Annotated in this window: 17 protein-coding genes; 10 read left to right on the forward strand and 7 right to left on the reverse strand. The window is 52.1% G+C overall.

Translation table 11 applies throughout. The features are described 5' to 3' along the window. Position 1 precedes the first annotated feature (1 nt). Genes fliG through EDI28_RS20035 form a run of 5 tightly spaced genes read right to left on the reverse strand, consistent with a single transcriptional unit; the run spans position 2 to position 5393 of the window. Positions 2 to 1006: a flagellar motor switch protein FliG gene (gene fliG / locus EDI28_RS20015; RefSeq protein WP_128785660.1), complete on the reverse strand. Its 1005-nt coding sequence runs from the start codon at positions 1004 to 1006 to the stop codon at positions 2 to 4. Continuing rightward, a complete protein-coding gene (fliF, locus tag EDI28_RS20020; protein ID WP_128785661.1) occupies positions 996 to 2696 on the reverse strand; it encodes a flagellar basal-body MS-ring/collar protein FliF in 1701 nt (566 codons plus the stop codon). Before fliF ends, fliG begins: the two co-directional genes overlap by 11 nt. 13 nt (positions 2697 to 2709) lie before the next feature. Then, positions 2710 to 3054, reverse strand: coding sequence for a flagellar hook-basal body complex protein FliE (fliE, locus tag EDI28_RS20025; RefSeq protein WP_128785662.1), 345 nt, complete (start codon positions 3052 to 3054; stop codon positions 2710 to 2712). A 24-nt stretch (positions 3055 to 3078) separates the two neighbouring features. After that, entirely contained in the window at positions 3079 to 4521 is a 1443-nt protein-coding gene (locus EDI28_RS20030; protein ID WP_233353481.1) for a sigma-54 dependent transcriptional regulator, read from the reverse strand. Continuing rightward, positions 4518 to 5393 (reverse strand): OmpA family protein, encoded by an 876-nt coding sequence (locus tag EDI28_RS20035; protein ID WP_128785663.1) that lies wholly within the window; start codon positions 5391 to 5393, stop codon positions 4518 to 4520. The genes EDI28_RS20030 and EDI28_RS20035 overlap by 4 nt, the downstream gene beginning before the upstream one ends. Before the next feature lie 881 nt (positions 5394 to 6274). On the opposite strand from EDI28_RS20035, the gene EDI28_RS20040 reads away from it, so the two are divergent. Genes EDI28_RS20040 through EDI28_RS20070 form a run of 7 tightly spaced genes read left to right on the forward strand, consistent with a single transcriptional unit; the run spans position 6275 to position 12563 of the window. Further along, entirely contained in the window at positions 6275 to 7168 is an 894-nt protein-coding gene (locus tag EDI28_RS20040) for a flagellar motor switch protein FliM (protein WP_128785664.1), read from the forward strand. Between the two features lie 11 nt (positions 7169 to 7179). Beyond that, the gene (gene fliN / locus EDI28_RS20045) at positions 7180 to 7536 is read left to right on the forward strand and encodes a flagellar motor switch protein FliN (RefSeq protein ID WP_128785665.1); all 357 of its coding nucleotides are present in this window, start codon (positions 7180 to 7182) and stop codon (positions 7534 to 7536) included. Continuing rightward, positions 7536 to 8264 (forward strand): flagellar type III secretion system pore protein FliP, encoded by a 729-nt coding sequence (gene fliP, locus EDI28_RS20050; RefSeq protein ID WP_128785666.1) that lies wholly within the window; start codon positions 7536 to 7538, stop codon positions 8262 to 8264. Before fliN ends, fliP begins: the two co-directional genes overlap by 1 nt. 2 nt (positions 8265 to 8266) lie before the next feature. Then, positions 8267 to 8536, forward strand: a complete 270-nt coding sequence (locus tag EDI28_RS20055) for a flagellar biosynthetic protein FliQ (RefSeq protein ID WP_128785667.1) — start codon at positions 8267 to 8269, stop codon at positions 8534 to 8536. Positions 8537 to 8540: 4 nt separating this feature from the next. Then, on the forward strand, positions 8541 to 9317 hold the full coding sequence (gene fliR, locus EDI28_RS20060; RefSeq protein ID WP_128785668.1) for a flagellar biosynthetic protein FliR: 777 nt from the start codon (positions 8541 to 8543) through the stop codon (positions 9315 to 9317). Beyond that, complete coding sequence (gene flhB / locus EDI28_RS20065; protein WP_128785669.1) at positions 9317 to 10444, forward strand: flagellar biosynthesis protein FlhB; 1128 nt, start codon at positions 9317 to 9319, stop codon at positions 10442 to 10444. The genes fliR and flhB overlap by 1 nt, the downstream gene beginning before the upstream one ends. Before the next feature lie 16 nt (positions 10445 to 10460). Further along, complete coding sequence (locus EDI28_RS20070) at positions 10461 to 12563, forward strand: flagellar biosynthesis protein FlhA (protein ID WP_128785670.1); 2103 nt, start codon at positions 10461 to 10463, stop codon at positions 12561 to 12563. Position 12564: 1 nt separating this feature from the next. Here EDI28_RS20070 and EDI28_RS20075 read toward each other — a convergent pair whose 3' ends face one another. Next, the gene (locus EDI28_RS20075) at positions 12565 to 16014 is read right to left on the reverse strand and encodes a hybrid sensor histidine kinase/response regulator (protein ID WP_128785671.1); all 3450 of its coding nucleotides are present in this window, start codon (positions 16012 to 16014) and stop codon (positions 12565 to 12567) included. A gap of 124 nt (positions 16015 to 16138) precedes the next feature. Next, the gene (locus EDI28_RS20080) at positions 16139 to 17302 is read right to left on the reverse strand and encodes a 3-phenylpropionate MFS transporter (RefSeq protein WP_128785672.1); all 1164 of its coding nucleotides are present in this window, start codon (positions 17300 to 17302) and stop codon (positions 16139 to 16141) included. Positions 17303 to 17522: 220 nt separating this feature from the next. Here EDI28_RS20080 and EDI28_RS20085 point away from each other — a divergent pair, with 220 nt between their 5' ends. From EDI28_RS20085 to acs, 3 genes are all read left to right on the forward strand, one after another. After that, a complete protein-coding gene (locus EDI28_RS20085) occupies positions 17523 to 19325 on the forward strand; it encodes a DUF294 nucleotidyltransferase-like domain-containing protein (protein WP_128785673.1) in 1803 nt (600 codons plus the stop codon). 9 nt (positions 19326 to 19334) lie between these two features. After that, positions 19335 to 19958, forward strand: a complete 624-nt coding sequence (locus EDI28_RS20090; RefSeq protein WP_128785674.1) for a 3'-5' exonuclease — start codon at positions 19335 to 19337, stop codon at positions 19956 to 19958. Positions 19959 to 20157: 199 nt separating this feature from the next. Further along, a complete protein-coding gene (acs, locus tag EDI28_RS20095; RefSeq protein ID WP_128785675.1) occupies positions 20158 to 22107 on the forward strand; it encodes an acetate--CoA ligase in 1950 nt (649 codons plus the stop codon). The last annotated feature ends 293 nt before the right edge of the window (positions 22108 to 22400 follow it).

The following is a 22400-nucleotide window of genomic DNA, read 5'->3' on the forward strand; positions in this document are numbered from 1 at the left end:
ATTACTCCACAACTGGTTCGCTAAAGAGCTGCAGCTCGATTTCGCCGTCATCAGCCAACTGCCGCAACATAGCGATCAGCTGCTCGCGAGCATCTTCTACCGCACTCAAACGTACTCGACCTTTGCCTTCCATCGCTTCGCGCAGGTACTGGGCGGCACGTTTCGGCATCGTCGCAAAAATCTTGTCCTGCAATACCTGATCGCTGCCCTTCAAGGCCGTAGCCAGCAGTTCCTGGTCGACTTCCTCCACTAGGCGCTCCAGTGTATCTTCACTCTGGCGCACCAGAATATCGAAGTTATACATTTTGCTTTCCAGTGTCGCGACCAGTACCGGATCCAGTTCTTTCAATCCGGTCATGACCTTCTGACTCTGATCCCCTTTCAGGCGATTGATAATTTCGCTGGCTTTTTCGGTACCATCGACCAAAGTGCTGTTCTGCTGACCCACCTGAGCCAGGAACTTCTCAAGCAGGACGTGCACCTCATCAATCATATCAGGATGAATTTCTGTCAGGTTAGCAAGGCGATATAGCAAATCATCCAGACCTTCGGCCGGTAGGCGCGCCAATAGCTGGGTGGCGACTTCCGGTTCCAGATAGGCCAGGAACACCGCCTGCATCTGCGGGTGCTCGCCAGAAATCAGCTCGGCAAGCTTGGCAGGCTCGAGCCATTGCAGTCGCTGCAGATTACGCTTGAGCGAGTCACCATAAATCGAGTCCAGCAACGGCTGCGACAGTGACAGGCCCAACGCCTTGTTCAGAGTACGCTCAAGATAACTGCGCGAGGCACCGGAAATACCGGACTCACTCTTAAAGTCGCTAAAAAAACGCTGAAAGACTTTTTCGGCCTGAGCCTTTTTGACCGCCGGAATACCGGCCATCGCAATTGAAAGCTGGCGAACCTGCTCACGGTCAAGCTGTTTCAATACATTTGCCGCCGCTTCTTCACCCATACTCAGCAACAGAATCGCAGCTTGTTCAATGCCTGGGTTATTCTCAATTGTCATCTTTCGGTGTGATCCATTGTTTAACGACATGCGCGACACGCTCGGGCTCTTTCTCGGAGAGCATCTGCAGATAGGACGACTGTGCTTCTAACCCTGTTTCAGGGCTTGGCAGTTCGGGAAGGTCGCCGTTTGCCACCACGGAGCTGAGTCCGCCCCCCGCATTGACTGTCTGTGCCGTCATAACCGAAGTACTGGCTTCAGATTCACGGCTAAGATCCTCGACCGTCGTTACTGAAGATTCCATATCCACTGGCGTTTCATCCGACGACGGGAACACCTGTTCAGGAACAACGACATCCGTCGATTTGGCCCCACCGGAGAGCTGACGGATCGCAGGGCGAACCACCACCAACAAAATCACCAGGGCGACGATCGCCGAGAGGATATAGCGCAGATAGTCCAACCACACCATTTGGGTCCACCAAACTGGCTCATCGCCCAGTAAGTTGGCTTCAGCCTGGGTAAACGGGTAAACCATGACAGTAAACTTGTCGCCGCGCGCCTCGTTAATGCCTATCGAGTCTGCAAGCATCTGCTTGATATCAGATAGTTGCTGAGCACTAAAGGTATCAGGCTGACCGTTGAGCAACACAGATACACTCAGGCGGTTCAACTGGCCCTGCTGGTAGAAGGTATGTTTCAGAGTACGATCCAACGCGTAGTCACGAGACGATTCGCCGCGTTCGTTAGCCGCTTTATTGTCACCCTCATCTTCGCCCTCTTCCGGCGGACGGTTGCTCAATGCCCCCGGAACCCCTTCGGCAGGCTTGGCCGTGCGGCGGTCATAAGAATCGAACTCATTTCTGACCGAACCATCCGGCGCGTAAGACTCTTCAGTTGCCTCGGTCCGGTCAAAGTTGATGTCTGCCGCCACCTCGACCTGAAAGTTGTTCATTCCGACCAACGGGCGAAGCATCCGTGAGGCTCGCTCAATATGGCTGCGCTCCAGTTGCTGGACATATTCCAGGTAGCGACTGCTGTTTCTACCGTGCTGATCACTGCCGCCGATCACCGCCGACAGCAGGTTTCCTTGCTGGTCAATAACATTGACCCGCTCTGCCGTCAGCTCCGGTACACTGCCCGCAACTAGGTTAACAATTGCTGTGACCTGCTCCGTTTTTAGGCTCTGGCCCGGACGCAATGACAGCACCACAGAGGCCGACGACTGCTCTTTCTCTCGGCGGACAAACAAGGTCTGCTTCGGGATCGCCAAATGCACCCGCACATTGTTCACCGCTTCCAGCGTCATGATGCTACGAGCCAATTCGCCTTCCAAGCCGTGGCGGTAGCGAGCATTCTCGATAAACTGGCTGGTTCCAAGGCTAGAATCTTGCGATAGAATTTCGAGCCCGGTAGGCAATTGCGCTTCAACACCTGCCGTCGCCAGGGCCAAGCGAGCCTTGCCCAAGCTATTGCGCTCGACCATGACATTCCCTTGCTGGGGCTCAATGTAGAAATCCATCCCGTTCTGCTCTAGCACCGACAGCACCTGAGTTCGGTCGAACTGCTCATTTTCCCCATACAGCGGGCGATACTGACTGCCCCCCTGCCAGAGACCAATCACAACTACGACGGTAACAAGCGCGGCAATTGCCCCGAGCAACGCAACAAGACGGGCTCCGGATATGACCCGTCCCATACTAGAAGGGCTGGTCATGTTGGCCAGCCGTTGTTTAATTAATTCACTCACTTAATTCTTCTCATCACACTGGCATTTTCATGACATCGTCATAGGCGGTCAGTAGCTTGTTACGCACTTGCACCAGGGCAGCAAAGGATAAGCTGGCTTTCTGGCTGGCAACCATCGCCCCGACCAAATCATCGCTCTTACCGGTATCCACGGCGGTCATCATGGCCGAGGCTTCTTTGCCCTGCTGATCGACACTGCTTAAGGTTTGTGAAATCACATCCGTAAAGCTCACCGAGTTCACTTGGTTCGCTGTTATTGGGTTAGGCGCGATCTGAGTCGTCTCCAGCACATTCATTTGTGCTCGAACCTCACTCATCTGGCTTAATGGCAATTCCATGCTCATCACTTTATCTTGCATGTCAGGTTCTCGTGTAAATAGCGGTTATGAATAGTTTGTGTTGGCTACAGAAAAATCAGTATTTTGCCCGGTTAGAATCTGGTCGATATCCAGCCCCTGTTCGCGCATCGTCTGGATTTTGTACCGCAGGGCGCGGGTCGACACACCAAGCTCTTCGGCAGTTTTGCTTCGGTGGCCGTTGAAGCGGCGCAGCGTTTCGATAATGGTGTCAAACTCTGCCAATTTACGGCTTTTCTGTAAGTTTGGCTTCGATCGGCTTGTCGCTGTTTTGCGCGGACTTATTGGGGTGGCCCATGTTTCCAGCACGGCGGCAGGATCCTGAGCCTCTAACTCCTTTCCATCTAACTGAATAGGCAGCATCAGATCTTCAGCACGGATCAGGCAACCGCGACTCATCACCAGCGCCCGCTGGATTACATTCTCAAGCTCACGGACATTGCCCGGCCAATCGTAATGACACAATGCATCCTGAGCTTCAGCGGTAAATTCAATCGTCGTTTGGGTATTCGGCATGTAGCGCATCATCAGATAGCTGGCCAATGGCACGATATCTTCCTTGCGCTCTTTCAGTGTGGCGCAGTGCAAAGGAAAAACATTCAGCCGATAGTAAAGATCGGCACGGAACCGTCCGTCAGCAACGGCCTGTTCAAGATCACGGTTGGTCGCCGCCAATACCCGTATATCTAGTTTTATTTTCTGGTGGCTGCCGAGACGCTCGACTTCGCGCTCCTGCAGCACCCGTAATAACTTGGTTTGCATTGCCAAGGGCAACTCGCCAATTTCATCAAGCAGCAAGGTACCGCTGTTGGCAATTTCTAATTTACCGGGCTGAGCCGATGTCGCACCGGTAAACGCCCCCTTGGTATGACCGAATAAAATGGATTCAATCATCGTTTCCGGGATCGCGGCACAATTAATGGCGACAAAAGGACCGACCGAGCGGGGTGATGATTCGTGGATAAAACGAGCCAGTACTTCTTTTCCGGTACCACTTTCGCCGTTGATCAGCACCGAGGCATCAGTCTGTGCCACCCGTTGTGCCAGCTGAAACATCTGTTTGCTCCGGTGTGATTCGGCCACAATAGGCTGTTTTTGCTGCTGTGGCTGTACCAAGCGTTGCACAAGCTGCCCTAGATGCATGTGCCCAAACGGGAGCAGCAAATAGTCTGTCGCTCCCTGCTGCAGGGCTCGCGTCACCTGCGCAGCGTGCTGCAATTCGGAGATCACGACGATAGCACCTTGGTATCGCGGTCGAACCAACTTGATCAAGTCGGCCGCCTCAGTACCGTCCACCAGGCATGTCGGCAACAGCAGCAAGTCCCACTGCTGCAACGACAAGAGATGCAGACAGTCGGCCATACTGTCAGTCTGGCTCAATTGATACCCGACGGCTTCTCCCTCGACGAGTACCTGTTCCTGTACCGGGTGGTAAGGATGAAACATCAAAACTTGCCAGCTATTTTTCATGATCTTCCTACCACAGATTTCTTGATTAAACGAACGGTTACCCGACGATTTTTTTGTCGTCCTGCCGCATGGCCATTATCCTCGACAGGGTAACGATCGCCATGGGAACGTATCTGAATCATTTTACGAGGAATACCGTATTCGATAAGCAATGAAGCGACTTCCTCGGCACGATCTCTAGACATCCGGAGCTTCACACCAGTACGGCCGCGATTGTCCGAGTAACCATCAATCAGTATCCTGCCAATCGATGAGGTCGCCTTGACATATTCAGTGATCCCTCTCAGCGTTCGGTGACTATTTTTTGACACTTGAGACGAACCAGGCTGGAAATAAAACTCACTGTTTCTTATTTGCTGGTAATTGACCGGTATTAGTTGATTTCGGCAAACAGTAAAGTCTTCGGCTGGTGTAGAAAAGTTAATATTGGACAAAACAATCTCGTCATTAAATTGACGGCCGTTATTAATGACAACTTTTATCCATGCGCCACGCTTTAAACTTTCAAAGACTGAATCTGCATCATTAACAATAATCTCACCAGTAGACTGAGAATAATTAACCTCACCAATGTCATCAATATATTGGGTATTCTCGACCTTCCATACTGGGGATATCTCGTATACAGAACGCAGTTCTGTTAAGTTGGTTAGTTCACTAGACTTAAGCTCAATTCTTAATTCTTCTCCGGCCTCTGCAATAATCTTTGCGATGCCAAAATCTTTTATTTCATGCGCAATCGAGCACAACGTATTATTACCAGAGAACACCCATTGACTGTTATCCAGTGCTGATACTTTTACAGCTTCTTGGCTATGAACCGAGAATGATGCCAATAGGACCAATAGAATAATACTGCTTTTTCTAACCATCGAAGAGCCTAAAAATAACATAACCACGGTAAATATATGACAATACAAAAAGCGACATTCCTCCCTAATTAAAAGAAAAGTCATCACTTTAAAGACTTAATTGATCACTCAATCAAGCAAAAAATTGCTTTCACCACATGTCAATACAGCAATGAAATGCTACAAAAAAGTAAACGTGACGTATGAGGTAATGTAAAACCCACAAGGTACAATCAACAGCACCAATGTAGAATATCAGAATTTGAATGCCACAGATTGATAATCACTCAAACGTCTAAGATAAAGTTATTATATATATTTTTTAAGTGAATAAGAAATCATTCAGAATAGTATGTCAACTGTCAATATAATGAATGTCTGGTAAAATATATGATGATTTTTTGACATGCCTAATTGAGAGTATATTTGTTTGACAAACCTACTGTTCAAACGGTAGTCTCCCGCGATTGATATTGATGTCCTAATTAACATTATAGTCAATACGGATGCGAGAGAATATAGGTTATTGGCGAAAAACAACACAAATGAGATTAAAAAATAATCCACGGGCAAAATAACACTTTCATTAAACGCTCAAATAATGAACAGTAAGCGCACCTTTTGCTCGAGTGTTAACATTCACCAATAATTAAACATAACACTTAATATTAATTGTTGTGACCCTGATTCCAGCATTTTAGCAAACAACGTTTAATTAAACTGCGACTATAGGTTAAATGTTGATTTATAATTAAATAAAAAAACAAAGAAACAGTGTTTATTATTTATGAGGGTAGATAGATAAACACATTGTTTTTATATTAATGCAGCGCTTAATTATTTGAATAAGCATATTCGACGTACTGTTATGTCTAACGTAAATCCATGGGTTGCCTAAGGTTATGACGAAAAAGAGCAAAATAATTTCAGAACTTGACCAGGTTGAAGTCCGTGCTTTTGATCTCGCAAGTCCTGAACACCGTATCGGAGCCTTGCAAGCCATCATCGATAACGTCTGCAAGCAATTTGAACGATCTGCCCGCCAGTCTTTCCATCATCTGCTACGCCATCCTGTTGAATTTCGCTTCGAGCAGCAAGATACGCTAAAGCTGCAGGACTACTTGCAGCAGCTGCAGAAGCCCAGCCTGTATCGCGAGTTTACGGTTAGCCCGCACGATTTACATGGTGCCGTCTCTATCGAGGGCGATTTACTGTTTTTTATGGTGGATCTGTTTTTTGGCGGCAATGGCAATAATGTTCGACGCCACAGTGATATGAGTGATACTGAATTACGCCTGGTTGAACGCTTTTTCAACCTGGCCCTGGGCCAGTTTGCCAACGGCTGGCACAGCATTACCAGCTGGCACAGCCAACTGACCGAGAAAAATACGCTTCGTCTGGGCAACCCGATACAAAACAACCAACTCTATCAAGTGTGTCGCTTTACCATTGATGTCTGCGGCCACCAGGGCTGGTTTGATATCGCCCTGCCCTTTGCCGGTATGGACTTCTTACGGGAGCAGCAATGCAAGCCGACCGATGTAGAAACCGACCCCGAGCTGCAAGCGCGAATTCAAGCCAAACTATGCCAGACTCCTATGCGGCTGATGACCACTCTTTGCGAGCGTCGCCTGCCTCTTGGCGATGTGATGGACTTGAAACAAGGTGATGTCATTCCTATCGAGCTACCGAACGAAGTGACAGTCAGGGCTGGCAAGACATCCCTATTCACCGCCCGGATTGCAGAAAACAATGCAAGTCTTGTACTTCAAATTCAAGATGTTATTAAACAGTAACAGGAACGACCATGTCTGAACAAACCAACGATCTGAATATTGACCTTGATGAACTGGACTTGGGTAGCCTGGGTCAGGACCCGATTCCCGGCACACCCGCGGCCGCCAAGGATATGTCGTTCATTCGCAATATCCCGGTGAACCTGACCCTGGAAGTCGCAAGCACCGAGCTGATGGTGGGTGATTTAATGAATGTCTCGCTCGGCACCGTTATCGAGCTTGATAAACTGAGCGGTGAAGCCATGGACGTGAAGGTCAACGGCACCCTGCTCGGCCATGCCGAGGTCGTTATCGTCAACAACAAGTACGGCCTGCGTCTGGTCAATGTCGTGGATGACAACGACATGCTAAAAGGATTAACCAAATAATGCGCTGGCTCGGGCTATTGCTGGCGCTCCTGCTGTTCAGTCATCCGGCACTGGCGCAGGACTTGTCGCTACTGACTATCAACGGTCCTAATGGCTCGGAGGAATACAGCGTCAAGCTGCAAATATTCCTGCTAATGACGGCACTGGCCTTTTTACCGGCCATGCTGTTGATGGTCACCAGCTTTACCCGAATCATCATCGTACTGGGTATTTTGCGCCAGGCGATGGGTTTGCAACAAAGCCCCCCGAACCGGGTACTGGTCGGTATCGCCCTGACGCTTTCACTGTTTATCATGCGTCCGGTGATCTATGAGATCTACGATAATGCCGTTGTCCCCTACCAGAGCGGGGAACTGACCATGCTCGATGCCTTCCATACCGCAGAAAAGCCCTTGCGCCAGTTTATGCTTCAGCAAACCCGCGAAACTGACCTCGAGCAAATTCTGCGCATTGCCAATGAGCCGGCACCGCAGAATATGGACGACCTCGATTTTTTGATCGTCATGCCCGCCTTCATTCTCAGCGAGCTGAAAACCGCATTTCAGATCGGCTTCATGCTGTTCATTCCGTTTTTGATCATCGATATGGTTGTTGCCAGCGTATTGATGGCAATGGGGATGATGATGCTGTCGCCATTAATTATTTCGCTGCCATTTAAACTCATGATTTTTGTCATGGTCGATGGCTGGTCAATGACCATTGGTACGCTCAGTGCGAGCTTTGGATAGATATGGGTACTGAATTTATCGCTTCTTTTTTTGGAGAGGCACTGCTGATCATCGTTAGTATGGTTTGTGTCATGATCATCCCCAGCCTGCTGGTCGGCCTGCTGGTCAGTATCTTTCAGGCGGCAACTCAGATTAACGAACAGACACTGAGCTTTCTGCCTCGCTTGCTAATGACATTTGCCATGCTGGGGTTTGCCGGCCCATGGCTGCTGCGTACTTTCAGCGATTTGTTCAACCGTTTATTCCTCAACATCCCGCACCTGATCGGCTAATGCCATGCTAGATATCTCAGCGGCCCAGCTCACCGCCTGGCTCGGACAGATCTGGTGGCCTTTTTTTCGCCTCGGTGCCGCAATGCTCATGATGCCGATATTTGGCGGGTCTAACATCCCCCCTCAAATCCGCATCGGGCTGGCATTGATGATCAGCATCCTGGCGGCACCGCTGATGCCCCCGATGCCAAGTGTTGATCCCCTCTCGCTTGATGCCCTGTTGCTCGGTGCCCAGCAAATGATTATTGGCGGCATTATGGGGCTGATGCTTGAATTGCTGTTTGCGGTATTTACCACCATGGGACAAATCTTATCCATGCAGATGGGGCTGGGTATGGCAATGAGCAATGACCCGATTAATGGCGTCAGTATTCCCACCCTCGGCAAATACTATCAGCTATACATCTTACTGCTGTTTCTCGCCCTTGACGGTCATTTAGTCGCTCTCGATGTGGTGGTACAAAGCTTTGAAGTATGGCCGGTTGGCCAAATGCCAAGCCAGGATGCCCTGTACAGCGTAGTCATGCGGCTGGGCTGGATGATCGCGGCCGCCTTCCTGCTCGCATTGCCTGCGGTATGTGCAATGCTTCTGGTCAACGGCGCGTTCGGCATGATGAACCGCGCCGCGCCGCAGCTCAATGTCTTTGCGCTGGGTTTTCCGATGACCATGCTGCTCGGCCTGATGTGCCTGCTCATTACGACTTCCGGTATTCCGGAGAACTTTACCCGTCTTTGCAGTGAGACTCTGCAGATGATGGCGAACCTGGAGGCGAGTCGCTAATGAGTGACAATAGCAGCCAGGACAAAACAGAACAGCCCAGCGAACAGAAGCTACGCAAGGCCCGGGAAGACGGTAACCTCCCCCGCTCGAAAGAGCTGGTCACGGCACTGATGACCCTGGGTGCCGCACTGCTGCTTAATGCCTTCTCGGGAGCGCTGGCAGAGATGTTCCAGGTGATCACGACCCTGAATATGAAATTACCGAAGAGTGCCGCCTTCGAGCCCGAATACATGCTCAAGCACCTCGGGATCAGCCTGAAATCAATGCTGCTTGCCGTCGCGCCGATGCTTGGGCTTCTTGTTCTGATCACCATACTCGCCAACATTGTTCGCGGGGGCTGGAATATCTCGGGCAAGGCCGCCCAACCAAAGCTTTCCAAGCTCAACCCGATATCGGGGGTCAAGCGGATGTTCTCGACCAAATCTCTGGCCGAGCTGATCAAAAGTATCCTCAAAGTGACGCTGATAAGCACCACCCTGTACCTGCTTCTGAGCAGCAACCTGACCAAGATTGTCATGCTCCAGCGCCTGCCGCTCACCGAGGCGATTTTGCAGACCATCGATTTGCTGTGGCAGGGATTGTTCAGTTTCGGCCTGGCACTGCTGCTAATTGCTGTCTTAGAGTTGCCGTATGCGGGCTGGGAATACACCAAACAACTCAAGATGACCAAACAAGAGGTCAAGGAAGAACACAAGAACAGTGAAGGTAAACCTGAAGTCAAAGCGAAGATCAGACAGATGCAGCGCCAGATGTCCCAACGCCAAATGATGAAGGCGGTACCGCAGGCCGATGTCGTGATCACCAACCCGACTCACTATGCCATCGCCCTAAAATATGATTTGGACAAGGCTGGAGCCCCCTTTGTGCTGGCAAAAGGCGTTGACCAAATGGCCTTGCAAATGCAGCAGGTCGCGCGCCAGCATGATCGTCCGATTGTCGAAATTCCGGCCCTCACCCGTGCAGTGTATTACTCCACGAACGAATGGCAGGAAATACCGGCCCCGTTATATGTCGCCGTTGCCCATGTACTGACCTTTGTTTTCCAAATGGAGCAATACAGGCAGGGGCGTCAGTCCAATAAACCTGAATTCCCACAAGTCACAATTCCTCAAGAATTGCGCCGCTAACCGGAACTGAGCTGAAATGAAACAAAAACTCACCCCGTTGCTACAGCTACTCGCTAAAGGACAATTGGGGATCCCTCTGCTCCTGATGACAATCCTGTCGATGGTGATCCTGCCTATCCCGCCGTTTGTGCTGGATATGCTATTTACCTTTAACATCGTCCTGGCCCTGCTGGTGATGCTGGTTAGTGTCTACAGCAAACGACCGCTCGACTTCTCGGTATTCCCGAGCATCCTGCTGGTAGCGACCCTGCTTCGCCTGATGCTGAACGTTGCCTCCACCCGGGTGGTATTGCTCAATGGCCACGAAGGTGGTGAATCGGCCGGTAAGGTGATTCAGGCATTTGGTGATGTGGTGATCGGCGGCAACTATGTGGTCGGTATGGTGGTGTTTGTGATCTTGATGATCATAAACTTCGTCGTTGTCACCAAGGGTGGCGAACGGATTTCCGAAGTCAGTGCCCGTTTCACCCTTGATGCCATGCCGGGTAAACAAATGGCCATCGATGCCGACCTGAATGCCGGTATTATCGATCACAATCAGGCCAAGCGCCGCCGTGAGGACGTTGCCCAGGAAGCCGATTTCTACGGCTCGATGGACGGTGCATCGAAGTTTGTCCGCGGTGATGCCATCGCGGGGATGCTGATCCTGTTCATCAACATCATCGGCGGGATCAGTATCGGGGTATTCCAATACGGCCTGTCTTTTTCTGAAGCCTTTGAAACCTATGCCCTGCTGACTATCGGTGATGGTCTGGTCGCCCAGATCCCGTCCTTGCTGCTGGCCACTGCCGCAGCCATCATTGTGACCCGGGTTGCCGATAGTAACGATTTATCAAAACAAATCAGCAAACAGATGCTGGCCTCGCCGGTCATTATGTTTGTAGTTTCCGGCATTATGCTGATACTCGGCCTGATCCCGGGAATGCCGCACCTGGCCTTCCTGTGCTTTGCTGCGGTCATCGGCCTTGCCGGCTGGCGAATGCGCCACATTGATAGCTCGGAGGTCAATGATGAAGATTTGGCCCGGGCCGAAGAAATTGTCGAGCAACATGACCTGCCTGAAAACAAAGAGCTGGCCACCGGTGATATTCCTTTAGTCCATGCCCTGAGCCTGAACGTCGGTTTCCGTTTGGTGAACTTGATTGACCGCCGCCAGGGGGCCGAGCTGCTCAGCCGATTGGTAGGGATCCGCAAGACCCTGACCGAGCAACGAGGATTTGTGATCCCGCAAATCCATGTCAAAGATGATCTCGCCCTTGAAGCCAGCCAGTACAAAATTGCCGTCAGGGGAGCGACGATTATTCAGGCCGATCTCGAGGCCGATCGCCTACTGGCCATTAATCCGGGGCAGGTATACGGCAATGTTGACGGCATCATCACCAAAGATCCCGCCTATGGAATGGAGGCACTCTGGATTCTGCCAACCGAAAAAGATAAAGCGGTCAATCTCGGCTACACTGTCGTCGATCATGCCACCATTATCTCGACCCACGTCAGCAAAATTATCAATGACCATATTGACGATATTTTGAGTTCAGAAGAAGTCACGGGGGTCATTGAACGACTGGCAGGCCTGAATAATAAACTGGCAGATGATTTGCAGCAGAAGCTGAATCCGCAGCAATTACTGCGGGTATTTCGTCAACTGACAATCGACGGCGTGTCGCTGGCCGATATCGTCACGATTGCCAACTCGCTGGTAGAGTCGGCAGAGCTCTCACAGGATCCGATTTTGCTTGCCGCCGATGTTCGTTGTGTCTTGCGCCGGGTGGTACTGGGAAGCCTGATAGGTATGCGGGCAGATGTACCGGCAGTCACCCTTTCCGGAGAGCTGGAAAACATGCTGCTGGGAGCCCTAAGCCAGGCGCAGTCGGGCGGGCATGTCCAGTTAGACGGCTTTGCCCTGGAACCAACGGTGATTGAAAAGCTACAGCGCAGCCTGCCTGAAGTGCTGGACAATATGCGTCTTCACGGCCACAGCCCGATCTTGCTGGTACTGCCGCAGCTGCGCCCGCTGCTCGCCCGTTACGCCCGGGTATGCGCCCGTGGCCTGCATGTCTTGTCTTTCAATGAAATACCGGATGACAAAAATGTATCCGTGGTCGGGAATATGGGCTAGCTTAGCCCATTTCCCGTACATGCTGATTCAGCAGAGCCCGTAGCTTCAACGGTTTCACGGGTTTGCTGATAAAGCTAAAGCCATGCCCACGGATCACCTGCTGGGTTTCCGCGGTGCGGTCAGCACTAATGACCGCACCGCGGAAAGTCTTGCCCAACCGCAAACTACACTGTTGTAACACCTGCAGCCCGGTCTGATCATTGGCAAGGTGGTAGTCGCTCAGCACGAAATCCGGCTGCCAGCCATCATCGAGCTGCTGCATGGCCCCTGCCACGGTTTCAGCCAACCGGACATCACACCCCCAGCGAACCAACAAGGTTTCCATTGCCAGCAAAATGTCCGGTTCGTTATCGACACAGAGTACCTTGAGATCAGCCAATGGTGCGGCTTTTGCCTCTGTCGGCTTGGCCTGTTCTCCCCTATGGGTCAGCATACCCCGCTGGACATCAAGCCCAAAGACCGTACCTCGTCCAGGCCAGGATCGCAGTGATAGCTGGTGGGCCAGTACCCGGCTGATCCCGCGCGCAATCGCAAGCCCAAGGCCGAGACCATGATCGACACCGCTGCGCTCGATACGGGTAAACTCATCAAAAATATGGGCCTGCTTTTCCTCCGGGATCCCCGGGCCATTATCCCAGACTTCAATTTTTAGCTGCCCCTGCTTTCTGCGCACACCCAGCACGACTTTCCCATTAGGGTTATAGCGAAAGGCATTCGTCAGGAAATTCTGCAACGCCCGGCGCAGCAACTTGGGATCGGAAACAACCACCGCATCGCTATTAACCACTTCGAACCTGATCCCCTGCTGGTGTGCCAAGGCGCCAAACTCGGCACTCAGGGTATTAAGCACATCACTGATTGGGAACGGATGGACATTCACCTGTAGCTTGCCCGCCTCCAGCCTGGAGACATCCAGCAAGTCGCCAATCAGATCTTCTGCCGCCCCGAGGGCACTTTCAATATGGTGGGCAAGCTTGGTGGTTTCCTCCTCTTTGGCCACCTCCGTCAGGGATGACGAAAACAACCGGGCCGCATTTAAAGGCTGCATAAGATCATGGCTTACTGCAGCCAAGAAACGTCCTTTTGAATGAGCCTGCTGCTCAGCCTGCTGGGTGGCAGAAACCAGCTGCTGGTTAAGCTGCTCTAACTCCTTGGTACGTAGTTTCACCCGCTCTTCAAGGTTCTCATTCGCCTCTTTTAGCGCCTGCTCTGCTTGGCGAAACGCGGTAATATCAGAAAAGCTCATGACAAACCCACCGCCCGGCATCGGATTGCCCTGTACCTCGATGACCTGACCATCCGGCCGGATCCGCGAGGAGATATGAGCCGTGCCGCGCTGGAGGTGCTCAACACGTTTGGCTACATGTAATTCAGGATCGCCCGGACCACACAGCCCCAGCTTGGCGTTGTGGCGAATGACATCGGCAATTGGCCGACCTACCTGGATCAGCCCCGGCGGAAAAGTAAACATCTCCAGATAGCGCTGATTCCAGGCCACCAGCCGTAGCTGCTTATCCACCACCGTAATACCTTGGCTAATATGCTCAATCGCCCCCTGCAACAGGCCACGGCTGAAATCAAACAGCTCGGAGGCTTCATCAACAATCGTCGCCACTTCTTCCAGCTGCATGTTGCGTCCCTGCAGTGCAGACGTCAGTACCAAACGCGCCGAAGACGCGCCAAAAACCCCGGCCAGTACCCGTTCGGTATGGCGGATTAGCGCCGCGGTTGCCTGTTGCTGTGGCAGCAAGTCGGCCTGATGCTGATCGGCAAACTGGCGGAACGCATTGCGCACCCGCTTGCGACCGACAAATCGGCCGGCCAGCATTTCCAGCTCGGCAACCGTTACTCGGGTCTGGTACAGGCTACCGTTGTCAGATTCAGGCAACGGTGCCCCCACAAACGTTGCGGCCTGCAAGCGTTCTGTCAGAGAGGTTCGGGTGAGCAACGATATTGAGAAATACAAAGAAATATTAACAACCAAACTCAGCAACATGCCCCAATCAACGGCGGACAGCTCATGCAATATCGGCCATTGAGGAGGGGTTAGCAGCCACAGCAACAGGTTAGTATCTGCATTGCCGGCCAGCATGCTGGTCTGGCCCATCATAGTGATCACCCACACCGCCGAGCCACCGAGCAAACCGGCATAGACACCATTGCGATTGCCCTCCCGCCAATAGATCCCCCCCAGCAGGGCAGGAGCAAACTGGGCTATCGCCGCAAAGGACAGCAAACCGATGCCTGACAGCGACTGGATCTCATCCAGTACCTGGTGGAACCCCCATGCAGCCATCAATAACAACAGGATCAGCCCGCGTCGAATATTGAGCAACATACCGGAAAAGGCGCTGAAATTACGGCCTGACACCCGCAGCCGCCGTAGCAGCAGGGGCAGAACCAAGTCATTGGACACCATGATTGCCAGCGCAATCGTCGAGACAATCACCATCCCTGTCGCGGCAGACGTTCCGCCGAGAAATGCCAGCAAGGCAATACTTTCGGCGCCCTGCAGCAAAGGCAGGTTAATCACATAGGTATCGGCGGAAATATGCGGCAGCATAGCCTGACCGGCCAACGCTAGCGGGATAACAAAAACCCCCATCAACAGCAAATACAGCGGGAAAACCCAGCGCGCCATATGCAGGTCCTGAGCCCGGCTGTTTTCCACTACGATAGTATGGAACTGGCGTGGCAGGCAGATAATTGCTGCCATGGTAAGCATTGTATGGATCAGCAGGCTACCGACATTCGGCGTTCGCGGCTGCAAATATTCCAGCTTCACCGCCTGTAAGTCGGGCAGCTCAAACAACAAGCCAGCGGCAAAGATCCCGACCACCAAAAAAGCCACCAGCTTGACAATAGACTCGAACGCCACGGCCATCATCATGCCACGGTGATGTTCGGTCGTATCGATATGCCGGGCACCGAACAGTACCGTAAAAACCGCCAAGGCCAGGGTAACCATCCAGGCGATATCGGCATCATCGATCCCGCTTTTCTGGCCCAGCTCTGGGGCAATTTGTTCCAGACCCATGGTAATACCACGCAGCTGCAAGGCGATATACGGCAGGATCCCCACCACGGCAATAATCGTAACCAGTACGGCCAAGCCCTGAGACTTTCCGTAACGGGCCGCAATGAAGTCAGCTATGGAGGTGATATGTTCGCGCTTGGCGATTAAGATCAGTCGCGCCAGAATGCGCCAGCCAATGGTGAAAACCAAAATAGGCGCAAGGTAGATAGGTAGAAATGACCAGATATCCTGACTGGCCTGCCCGACCGTGCCATAAAAGGTCCATGAGGTACAGTAGACCGCAATTGAAAGGCTATAGATCCACGGTCGCCAGCCAGCCATCCACTGCGGTTTTTTATCACCATACCAAGCGATAAGAAACAACAGTCCGAAATAAGCCAGCGAGACCGGCACCACGATCCATCCCTGTGCCATGATACGTCCTGATTGTAAATAAGATGTAAGCCCATGGTAACGAATTCATACCCACCGACTCAATCAAGATGATCACAGCTTTGGCCGAAACGTCCTTTTCCGGCCTAAATCTATAATTTTATTACTAGCTGCTGGTCACGACACGCTGTCTAGGCCGTGATTCGATCTTCATCAGCAACACAGGAAGCCCCATCACAGCCATCAGCCAGAACAGGTCGGCACCCCAGATCCCGTACAGCCAACCACTCAGCGCCGTCATCATTGCCATGAAGGCCCCCATCGGCAGCGCGTTATACAAAGCCTGCAGAGCGACCATCTGGTTACTCTTAGCATGCTGAATATAACGAATAGTAGCCAGATGACAGGCCGCAAAGGTGATCCCGTGAAGGGCTTGCGACATCACCAATACCGGCAGCTCTGTCATCGTTGCGGTTAATCCCCAGCGCAACAAGACACCAAATGCGGCCAGACGGAACATTGCCGTAATACTCCAGCCAGCAAACAGTCGCTTGCTTAGCGCAAACACGGCAACTTCCGCAACGACACTAAAACTCCATAGGTATCCAATCACCGCTTCGCTATAACCCACCTCTTTCCAGTAGATCGCACTGAAGCTGTAGTAAGCCGCATGGCTTCCCTGCAACAGCGCTACCGCACCGAGAAAACGGACGACCTGGCTATCGCGCATCAATTCCATCAGGGCCGGGCGGGCCTGATCATGGCTCACTTCTGACTTTGGCAAAATAGTTGGCTGACGCATCGACAACACCAGTGCCGCCGCCAAACCCGATACCGCCACCCACGGGATCACATCAGGGCTATATTCAGCCGCCAGTAGGCCAACCACGGTGGAACCGGCAATAAAGGCAATCGAGCCCCACAGCCGGGTACGACCATAGTCTAAATGGCCATCTTTGGCATAGTGATTCGCCAGCGCATCAGACAACGGAACAATAGGACCAACCAGCATGTTATAAATAACAGTTACGACAGTGAGCGCCCACAAACTACCGCCGCAATAGATATAGACAACACAGCTGATCAATGCAGCCAAGGCAAGCCAGCGCAGCGCAGGGATCAAATGCTCGGCTTTGTGGATACGCGGGGTGATCACCAAATTCGCCAGACAGCGCACGCCAAAGCCCAGACCCAGCAACAAACCAATATTCGAGGCGCTCACCTCAAGGTGGGCAAGCCACAACGCCCAAAAGGGAAGATAAACACCATAGTTAAAGAAAAATCCAAGCAAGTACTGCGAGGTCCATCCATAAGGGCTACTACGAAACATGCCAAGTCCTATATGCAAAGAAAAGAATTACGAATAAAGAGCGCCTATTATGCCGAATTCGTCTCTGCCCCCCCAATGAAATTATCAGACAATTTCGCTTCCTCTTTTTATACAAGACTAAAGTCGTCTGGAACCAATCCCCATCCTGGGCGACACTATCAGCATCGTTGCCAAACCCACTTTCCAATGCGCAATGCACTCAATAGTCCGGATGGTTGCCATGTCTGATAAGTTTGATACTTCACTGCCCCCCTTTGACCGTCTCAGCAATGAGCAGCAGCATAGGCTCAAGGAAGCGCTGGATGTTGCCTATTACCGGGTCGGCGACATCATCATTGATGCCGCGGAAACATGTACCCAGCTCTACATCATCATCAAAGGCAGCGTTGAGGAAACGTCGGCTGACAGCAAAGAAATCTTCGCCCACTATACTGCCGACGATATGTTTGATGTCCGCTCACAGCTCGAGCACCACAGCCGTCACCGCTACACCGCACTGGAAGACACCTTATGCTACCTATTGCCCCAACACATTTTTGTTGAGTTCTATCAGTCCTGCGACCAGTTTGCCGCCTACTTTGACGGTAACCTGGCACGCCGTCAGCAGTTGCTGGATGAAGCCCAGAAACAGCAAAACCTGGCCGAATTTATTCTGACTAAGGTCAGTGACGACAACATCCAGCCCTGCCTGATTGTGCCGCACGATACCGACCTCAAGTCGGTGACAGAACAAATGCGCAGCAAGGGGATAGATGCCGCCTTGGTCGAGCTCAATACCATGCCGCAGTACGGCATTGTTACCCGCACCAACCTGCTTCATGCCGTAATGCTTGATGCACTGCCGGCTACGACTCCGGTCAGTCAGATAGCAACCACGCCGGTTATTAGCGTCAACAAAGGTGACTTTCTGTTCAATGCCATGTTGGCCATGACCCGTAACAAAGTTAAACGGGTGCAGGTTCTCGATGGCAGCCAGGTTGCCGGGATGCTGGACCTCACTCAGGTACTCAGCCTATTTTCGACCCACTCGCACATACTGACTCTGCGGATTGCCCGGGCAGAGACCATCGAAGAGCTGGCAATGGCGGCCGGCAGTCAGCACCGCTTGGTGGAAACGTTATTTAACAATGGGATCCATACCCTGTTTGTGATGGAACTCATCGCCACGGTCAATGAACAAATCATTGAAAAAGCCTTTAAGCTGGTGGTGCCCCCACAGATGCACGACCAATGCTGCTTTATGGTGATGGGCTCGGAAGGACGCGGCGAGCAGATATTGAAAACCGATCAGGACAACGCGCTGATCATCCAGGACGGTATCGACTGGCCGGACTGCCAGCAGGTGATGGAACAGCTTACCCACACCCTGTATCAGCTCGGCTATCCGTTATGTCCTGGCAAGGTGATGGTCAACAACCCCAAATGGGTCAAACACCAAAGTGAGTGGTTACATACTATAAGCAAATACACACGAGCCGGGAACGAAGCAACCATGATGGATCTGGCTATCCTGGCCGACAGCCATGCTGTCGCTGGTAACCGTGCCCTGCTCGTCCCCTTGCAGGCACACCTTCACCAACAGTTGGCCGAGCAGGAATTACTGCTGGCCACCTTCACCCGTCCGGCATTACAGTTCAGCGTACCGCTGACCCTGTTTGGCAAGCTGAAAGCCAGCAAGGAAGGGCTCGATATCAAACGAGGCGGCGTCTTTCCGATCGTCCACGGCGTCCGTGCCCTGGCGCTGGAACACAACATCGAAGACAACAACACCTTCCAGCGCCTTATTCGACTCGAACAACACAAGGTACTGGAGCCATCAACCGCATCGAACCTGAGCGAGGCGCTTAAGCTGTTTATCAAGCTTCGGCTACGGCAGCAGCTGGATCACCAAACCAACGGATTGCAGCAACACCTCAATATCAGCTATCTCAGCCGGGCCGAGCGCGATCTGCTTCGCCACAGCCTGCATGTAGTGAAGAAATTCAAAGAATGGCTGGGTTATCACTATCAGATCAGGGATTAAGGAGCGAGGATGAATATTCTACGACGCTGGTGGTATCAGAACAGGCTCAAAAACAGTCCCTATCAGGTGCTGTTCGACAGTTATCAGGGTGATGAGCTGGTGTCACTGGACTGCGAGACCACCAGCTTGGATCCTCACAGCGCCGAACTGGTCACCATTGCGGCCACCCGGATAAAAGCCAACCGGATATTAACCAGCCAGTCCATTCATCTGACCCTGCGTGCGCCGGTCAGCCTCGACGCTGATTCTATCGCTATCCATCGGATCCGCCACCAAGACCTACAGGAAGGGCTCGACGAACGACAGGCGCTAACTGTCTTGCTGGAGTTTATCGGCAATCGGCCTTTGGTGGGTTACCACATACGCTACGACAAGACGATTCTCGACCGTTATTTCCTGCGCCTGTTTGATTTTGCCCTGCCCAATAAAATGGTCGAGGTCAGCCATCTCTACCATGAAAGGCTCGAGCGTCTGCTCCCCAATGCCTATTACGATCTCAGCCTGGAGGCAATTAGCCGCCATCTGGATCTACCTGTCACCGAGCGCCATGATGCGCTCCAGGATGCCATCACTGCCGCCTTGATTTATGTTCGCCTCAAGCATGGCGACATTCCTACCCTGCGCTCGGCCTGATTGCGGTATGCCATCCGGCACCTTGCGCGGCACAAGGTTTTTAATGCAAACCCAATGTAACTTATACCTTGCCACAATAACTTCTCTTATCTCATCCTAAAGTCTAATTGTGGCTAGCTGCGATCTGTCACAAGTTATATACCAAACTGAATGATTATCCGGTCCGGTATGGACATTGACGGAACACAAGGAGAACAGAATGAGTGAGGTTCATATATATCCAGTACACAAGGATATTGCTGCTAATGCCCATATCAATGACGAGCAATATCGCGAAATGTACCAGCAGTCAGTGATCAACCCTGTCGGCTTCTGGCGCGAACACGGCCAAATTGTTGACTGGATAAAACCTTTTTCCCAGGTTAAGAACACCTCCTTTGACACCGGTCACGTCAGTGTTAAATGGTTTGAGGACGGTACCCTGAACGTATCTGCCAACTGCATCGATCGCCACCTGGCTACCCGCGGTGAACAAACCGCTATTATCTGGGAAGGGGACGATCCCTCCGATGACGCGACCCTGACCTACAATGAACTGCACGAGGAAGTCTGTAAGTTTTCCAACGCCCTGAAAAGCCAGGGAGTACGCAAAGGTGATGTTGTCTGTCTGTACATGCCGATGGTTGCCGAAGCCGCTGTTGCGATGCTGGCCTGTACCCGTATCGGCGCGGTTCATACCATTGTATTCGGTGGTTTCTCACCGGAGGCACTGGCAGGCCGCATTATTGACTCCAATGCCAAGGTGGTTGTGACTGCCGATGAAGGCGTCCGTGGTGGCCGTGCCGTTCCACTGAAGAAAAATGTGGATGACGCCCTTGCCAACGACGACGTTACTACGGTTGAAAAAGTGCTGGTACTCAAGCGTACCGGCGGCGAAGTCGAGTGGGATGATCAACGTGATGTCTGGTGGCACGATGCTACCGCAGTAGCCTCTGCGCACTGCGAGCCGGAAGAAATGAACGCCGAAGATCCGCTGTTCATTCTGTATACCTCAGGCTCGACCGGCAAGCCGAAAGGCGTCCTGCATACAACCGGCGGCTATCTGGTTTACGCAACCATGACCTTCAAATATGTCTTCGACTACCAGGAAGGCGATGTCTACTGGTGTACTGCGGATGTCGGCTGGATCACCGGCCACAGCTATCTGGTATACGGTCCGTTGGCCATTGGCGCAACCACCTTGCTATTTGAAGGTGTGCCGAACTACCCGTCCACCAGCCGAATGAGCGAAGTTGTCGACAAACACAGCGTCAATATCCTTTATACAGCGCCGACCGCCATCCGTGCCTTGATGGCCAAGGGCAACCAGGCCATTGAGGGAACTCACCGTTCATCGCTACGAATTATGGGATCGGTGGGTGAGCCGATAAACCCGGAAGCATGGGAATGGTATCACCGTACTATCGGTGACAGCCGCTGTCCGATTGTCGATACCTGGTGGCAAACCGAAACCGGCGGGATCCTGATCACCCCGCTACCGGGAGCGACGGAACTGAAGCCCGGCTCGGCGACCCGTCCTTTCTTTGGGGTACAGCCTGCAATTGTCGATAACATGGGTAACATCCTTGAAGGAGCTACCGAAGGCAACCTGGTGATAGTTGACTCTTGGCCGGGTCAGATGCGTACACTATGGGGTGACCATGAGCGTTTCGAGCAAACTTACTTCTCCACCTTCCAGGGCATGTACTTCACGGGTGACGGTGCCCGCCGTGACGAAGACGGCTACTACTGGATCACGGGGCGGGTCGATGATGTACTGAATATCTCCGGGCACCGAATGGGAACCGCTGAAATCGAATCGGCCCTGGTGGCATTCGACAAGATTGCCGAGGCTGCCATTGTCGGGGTGCCGCACGATATCAAAGGACAGGCCATCTACGCCTACATCACCCTCAACAACGGTGAGGTGCCGAGTGCCGAGCTGCATAAAGAAGTAAAGGAATGGGTACGTAAAGAAATCGGCCCGATTGCAACACCTGACTTCCTCCACTGGACAGATGCTCTGCCGAAGACCCGTTCCGGTAAAATCATGCGTCGTATTCTGCGCAAGATAGCCACCGGCGATACCGGTACACTGGGTGATACCTCGACACTGGCCGATCCAAGCGTCGTCGACAAGCTTATTGCCGAGAAACAGAAAGTACTCTGACCCTTTCTCTTGTTCTTATATCAAACCGCCTGCGGGCGGTTTTGTTATCTATAATAAAAATTCCCTACCATATCGCGATCTTCTATTATCAAGCAGGCAACACTACCCGAAACCAAGCAAACATTCGTCGTACCAACATTCAGGAATGTGATAAATGAAATAAGTCCGCAACCAAAAACGTGGGCTCCGCCACAACTTGGATGTCTCGGGCTGAACTCTACGAATAAACTATCGTCTAATTCAACAATCTCGTGAATCCAGCGTACAAGTGTTCATATAAATTGTGGTGATTA

This window comes from Photobacterium chitinilyticum (assembly GCF_004104355.1).
GTDB lineage: Bacteria > Pseudomonadota > Gammaproteobacteria > Enterobacterales > Vibrionaceae > Photobacterium > Photobacterium chitinilyticum.

Coding starts and splice junctions, on each gene's coding strand:
- fliG (WP_128785660.1), bottom strand. CDS start 1,006: ATGACAATTGAGAATAACCCAGGCATTGAACAAGCTGCGATTCTGTTG.
- fliE (WP_128785662.1), bottom strand. CDS start 3,054: ATGCAAGATAAAGTGATGAGCATGGAATTGCCATTAAGCCAGATGAGT.
- EDI28_RS20030 (WP_233353481.1), bottom strand. CDS start 4,521: ATGAAAAATAGCTGGCAAGTTTTGATGTTTCATCCTTACCACCCGGTA.
- EDI28_RS20035 (WP_128785663.1), bottom strand. CDS start 5,393: ATGGTTAGAAAAAGCAGTATTATTCTATTGGTCCTATTGGCATCATTC.
- EDI28_RS20040 (WP_128785664.1), top strand. CDS start 6,275: ATGACGAAAAAGAGCAAAATAATTTCAGAACTTGACCAGGTTGAAGTC.
- fliN (WP_128785665.1), top strand. CDS start 7,180: ATGTCTGAACAAACCAACGATCTGAATATTGACCTTGATGAACTGGAC.
- fliP (WP_128785666.1), top strand. CDS start 7,536: ATGCGCTGGCTCGGGCTATTGCTGGCGCTCCTGCTGTTCAGTCATCCG.
- EDI28_RS20055 (WP_128785667.1), top strand. CDS start 8,267: ATGGGTACTGAATTTATCGCTTCTTTTTTTGGAGAGGCACTGCTGATC.
- fliR (WP_128785668.1), top strand. CDS start 8,541: ATGCTAGATATCTCAGCGGCCCAGCTCACCGCCTGGCTCGGACAGATC.
- flhB (WP_128785669.1), top strand. CDS start 9,317: ATGAGTGACAATAGCAGCCAGGACAAAACAGAACAGCCCAGCGAACAG.
- EDI28_RS20070 (WP_128785670.1), top strand. CDS start 10,461: ATGAAACAAAAACTCACCCCGTTGCTACAGCTACTCGCTAAAGGACAA.
- EDI28_RS20075 (WP_128785671.1), bottom strand. CDS start 16,014: ATGGCACAGGGATGGATCGTGGTGCCGGTCTCGCTGGCTTATTTCGGA.
- EDI28_RS20080 (WP_128785672.1), bottom strand. CDS start 17,302: ATGTTTCGTAGTAGCCCTTATGGATGGACCTCGCAGTACTTGCTTGGA.
- EDI28_RS20085 (WP_128785673.1), top strand. CDS start 17,523: ATGTCTGATAAGTTTGATACTTCACTGCCCCCCTTTGACCGTCTCAGC.
- EDI28_RS20090 (WP_128785674.1), top strand. CDS start 19,335: ATGAATATTCTACGACGCTGGTGGTATCAGAACAGGCTCAAAAACAGT.
- acs (WP_128785675.1), top strand. CDS start 20,158: ATGAGTGAGGTTCATATATATCCAGTACACAAGGATATTGCTGCTAAT.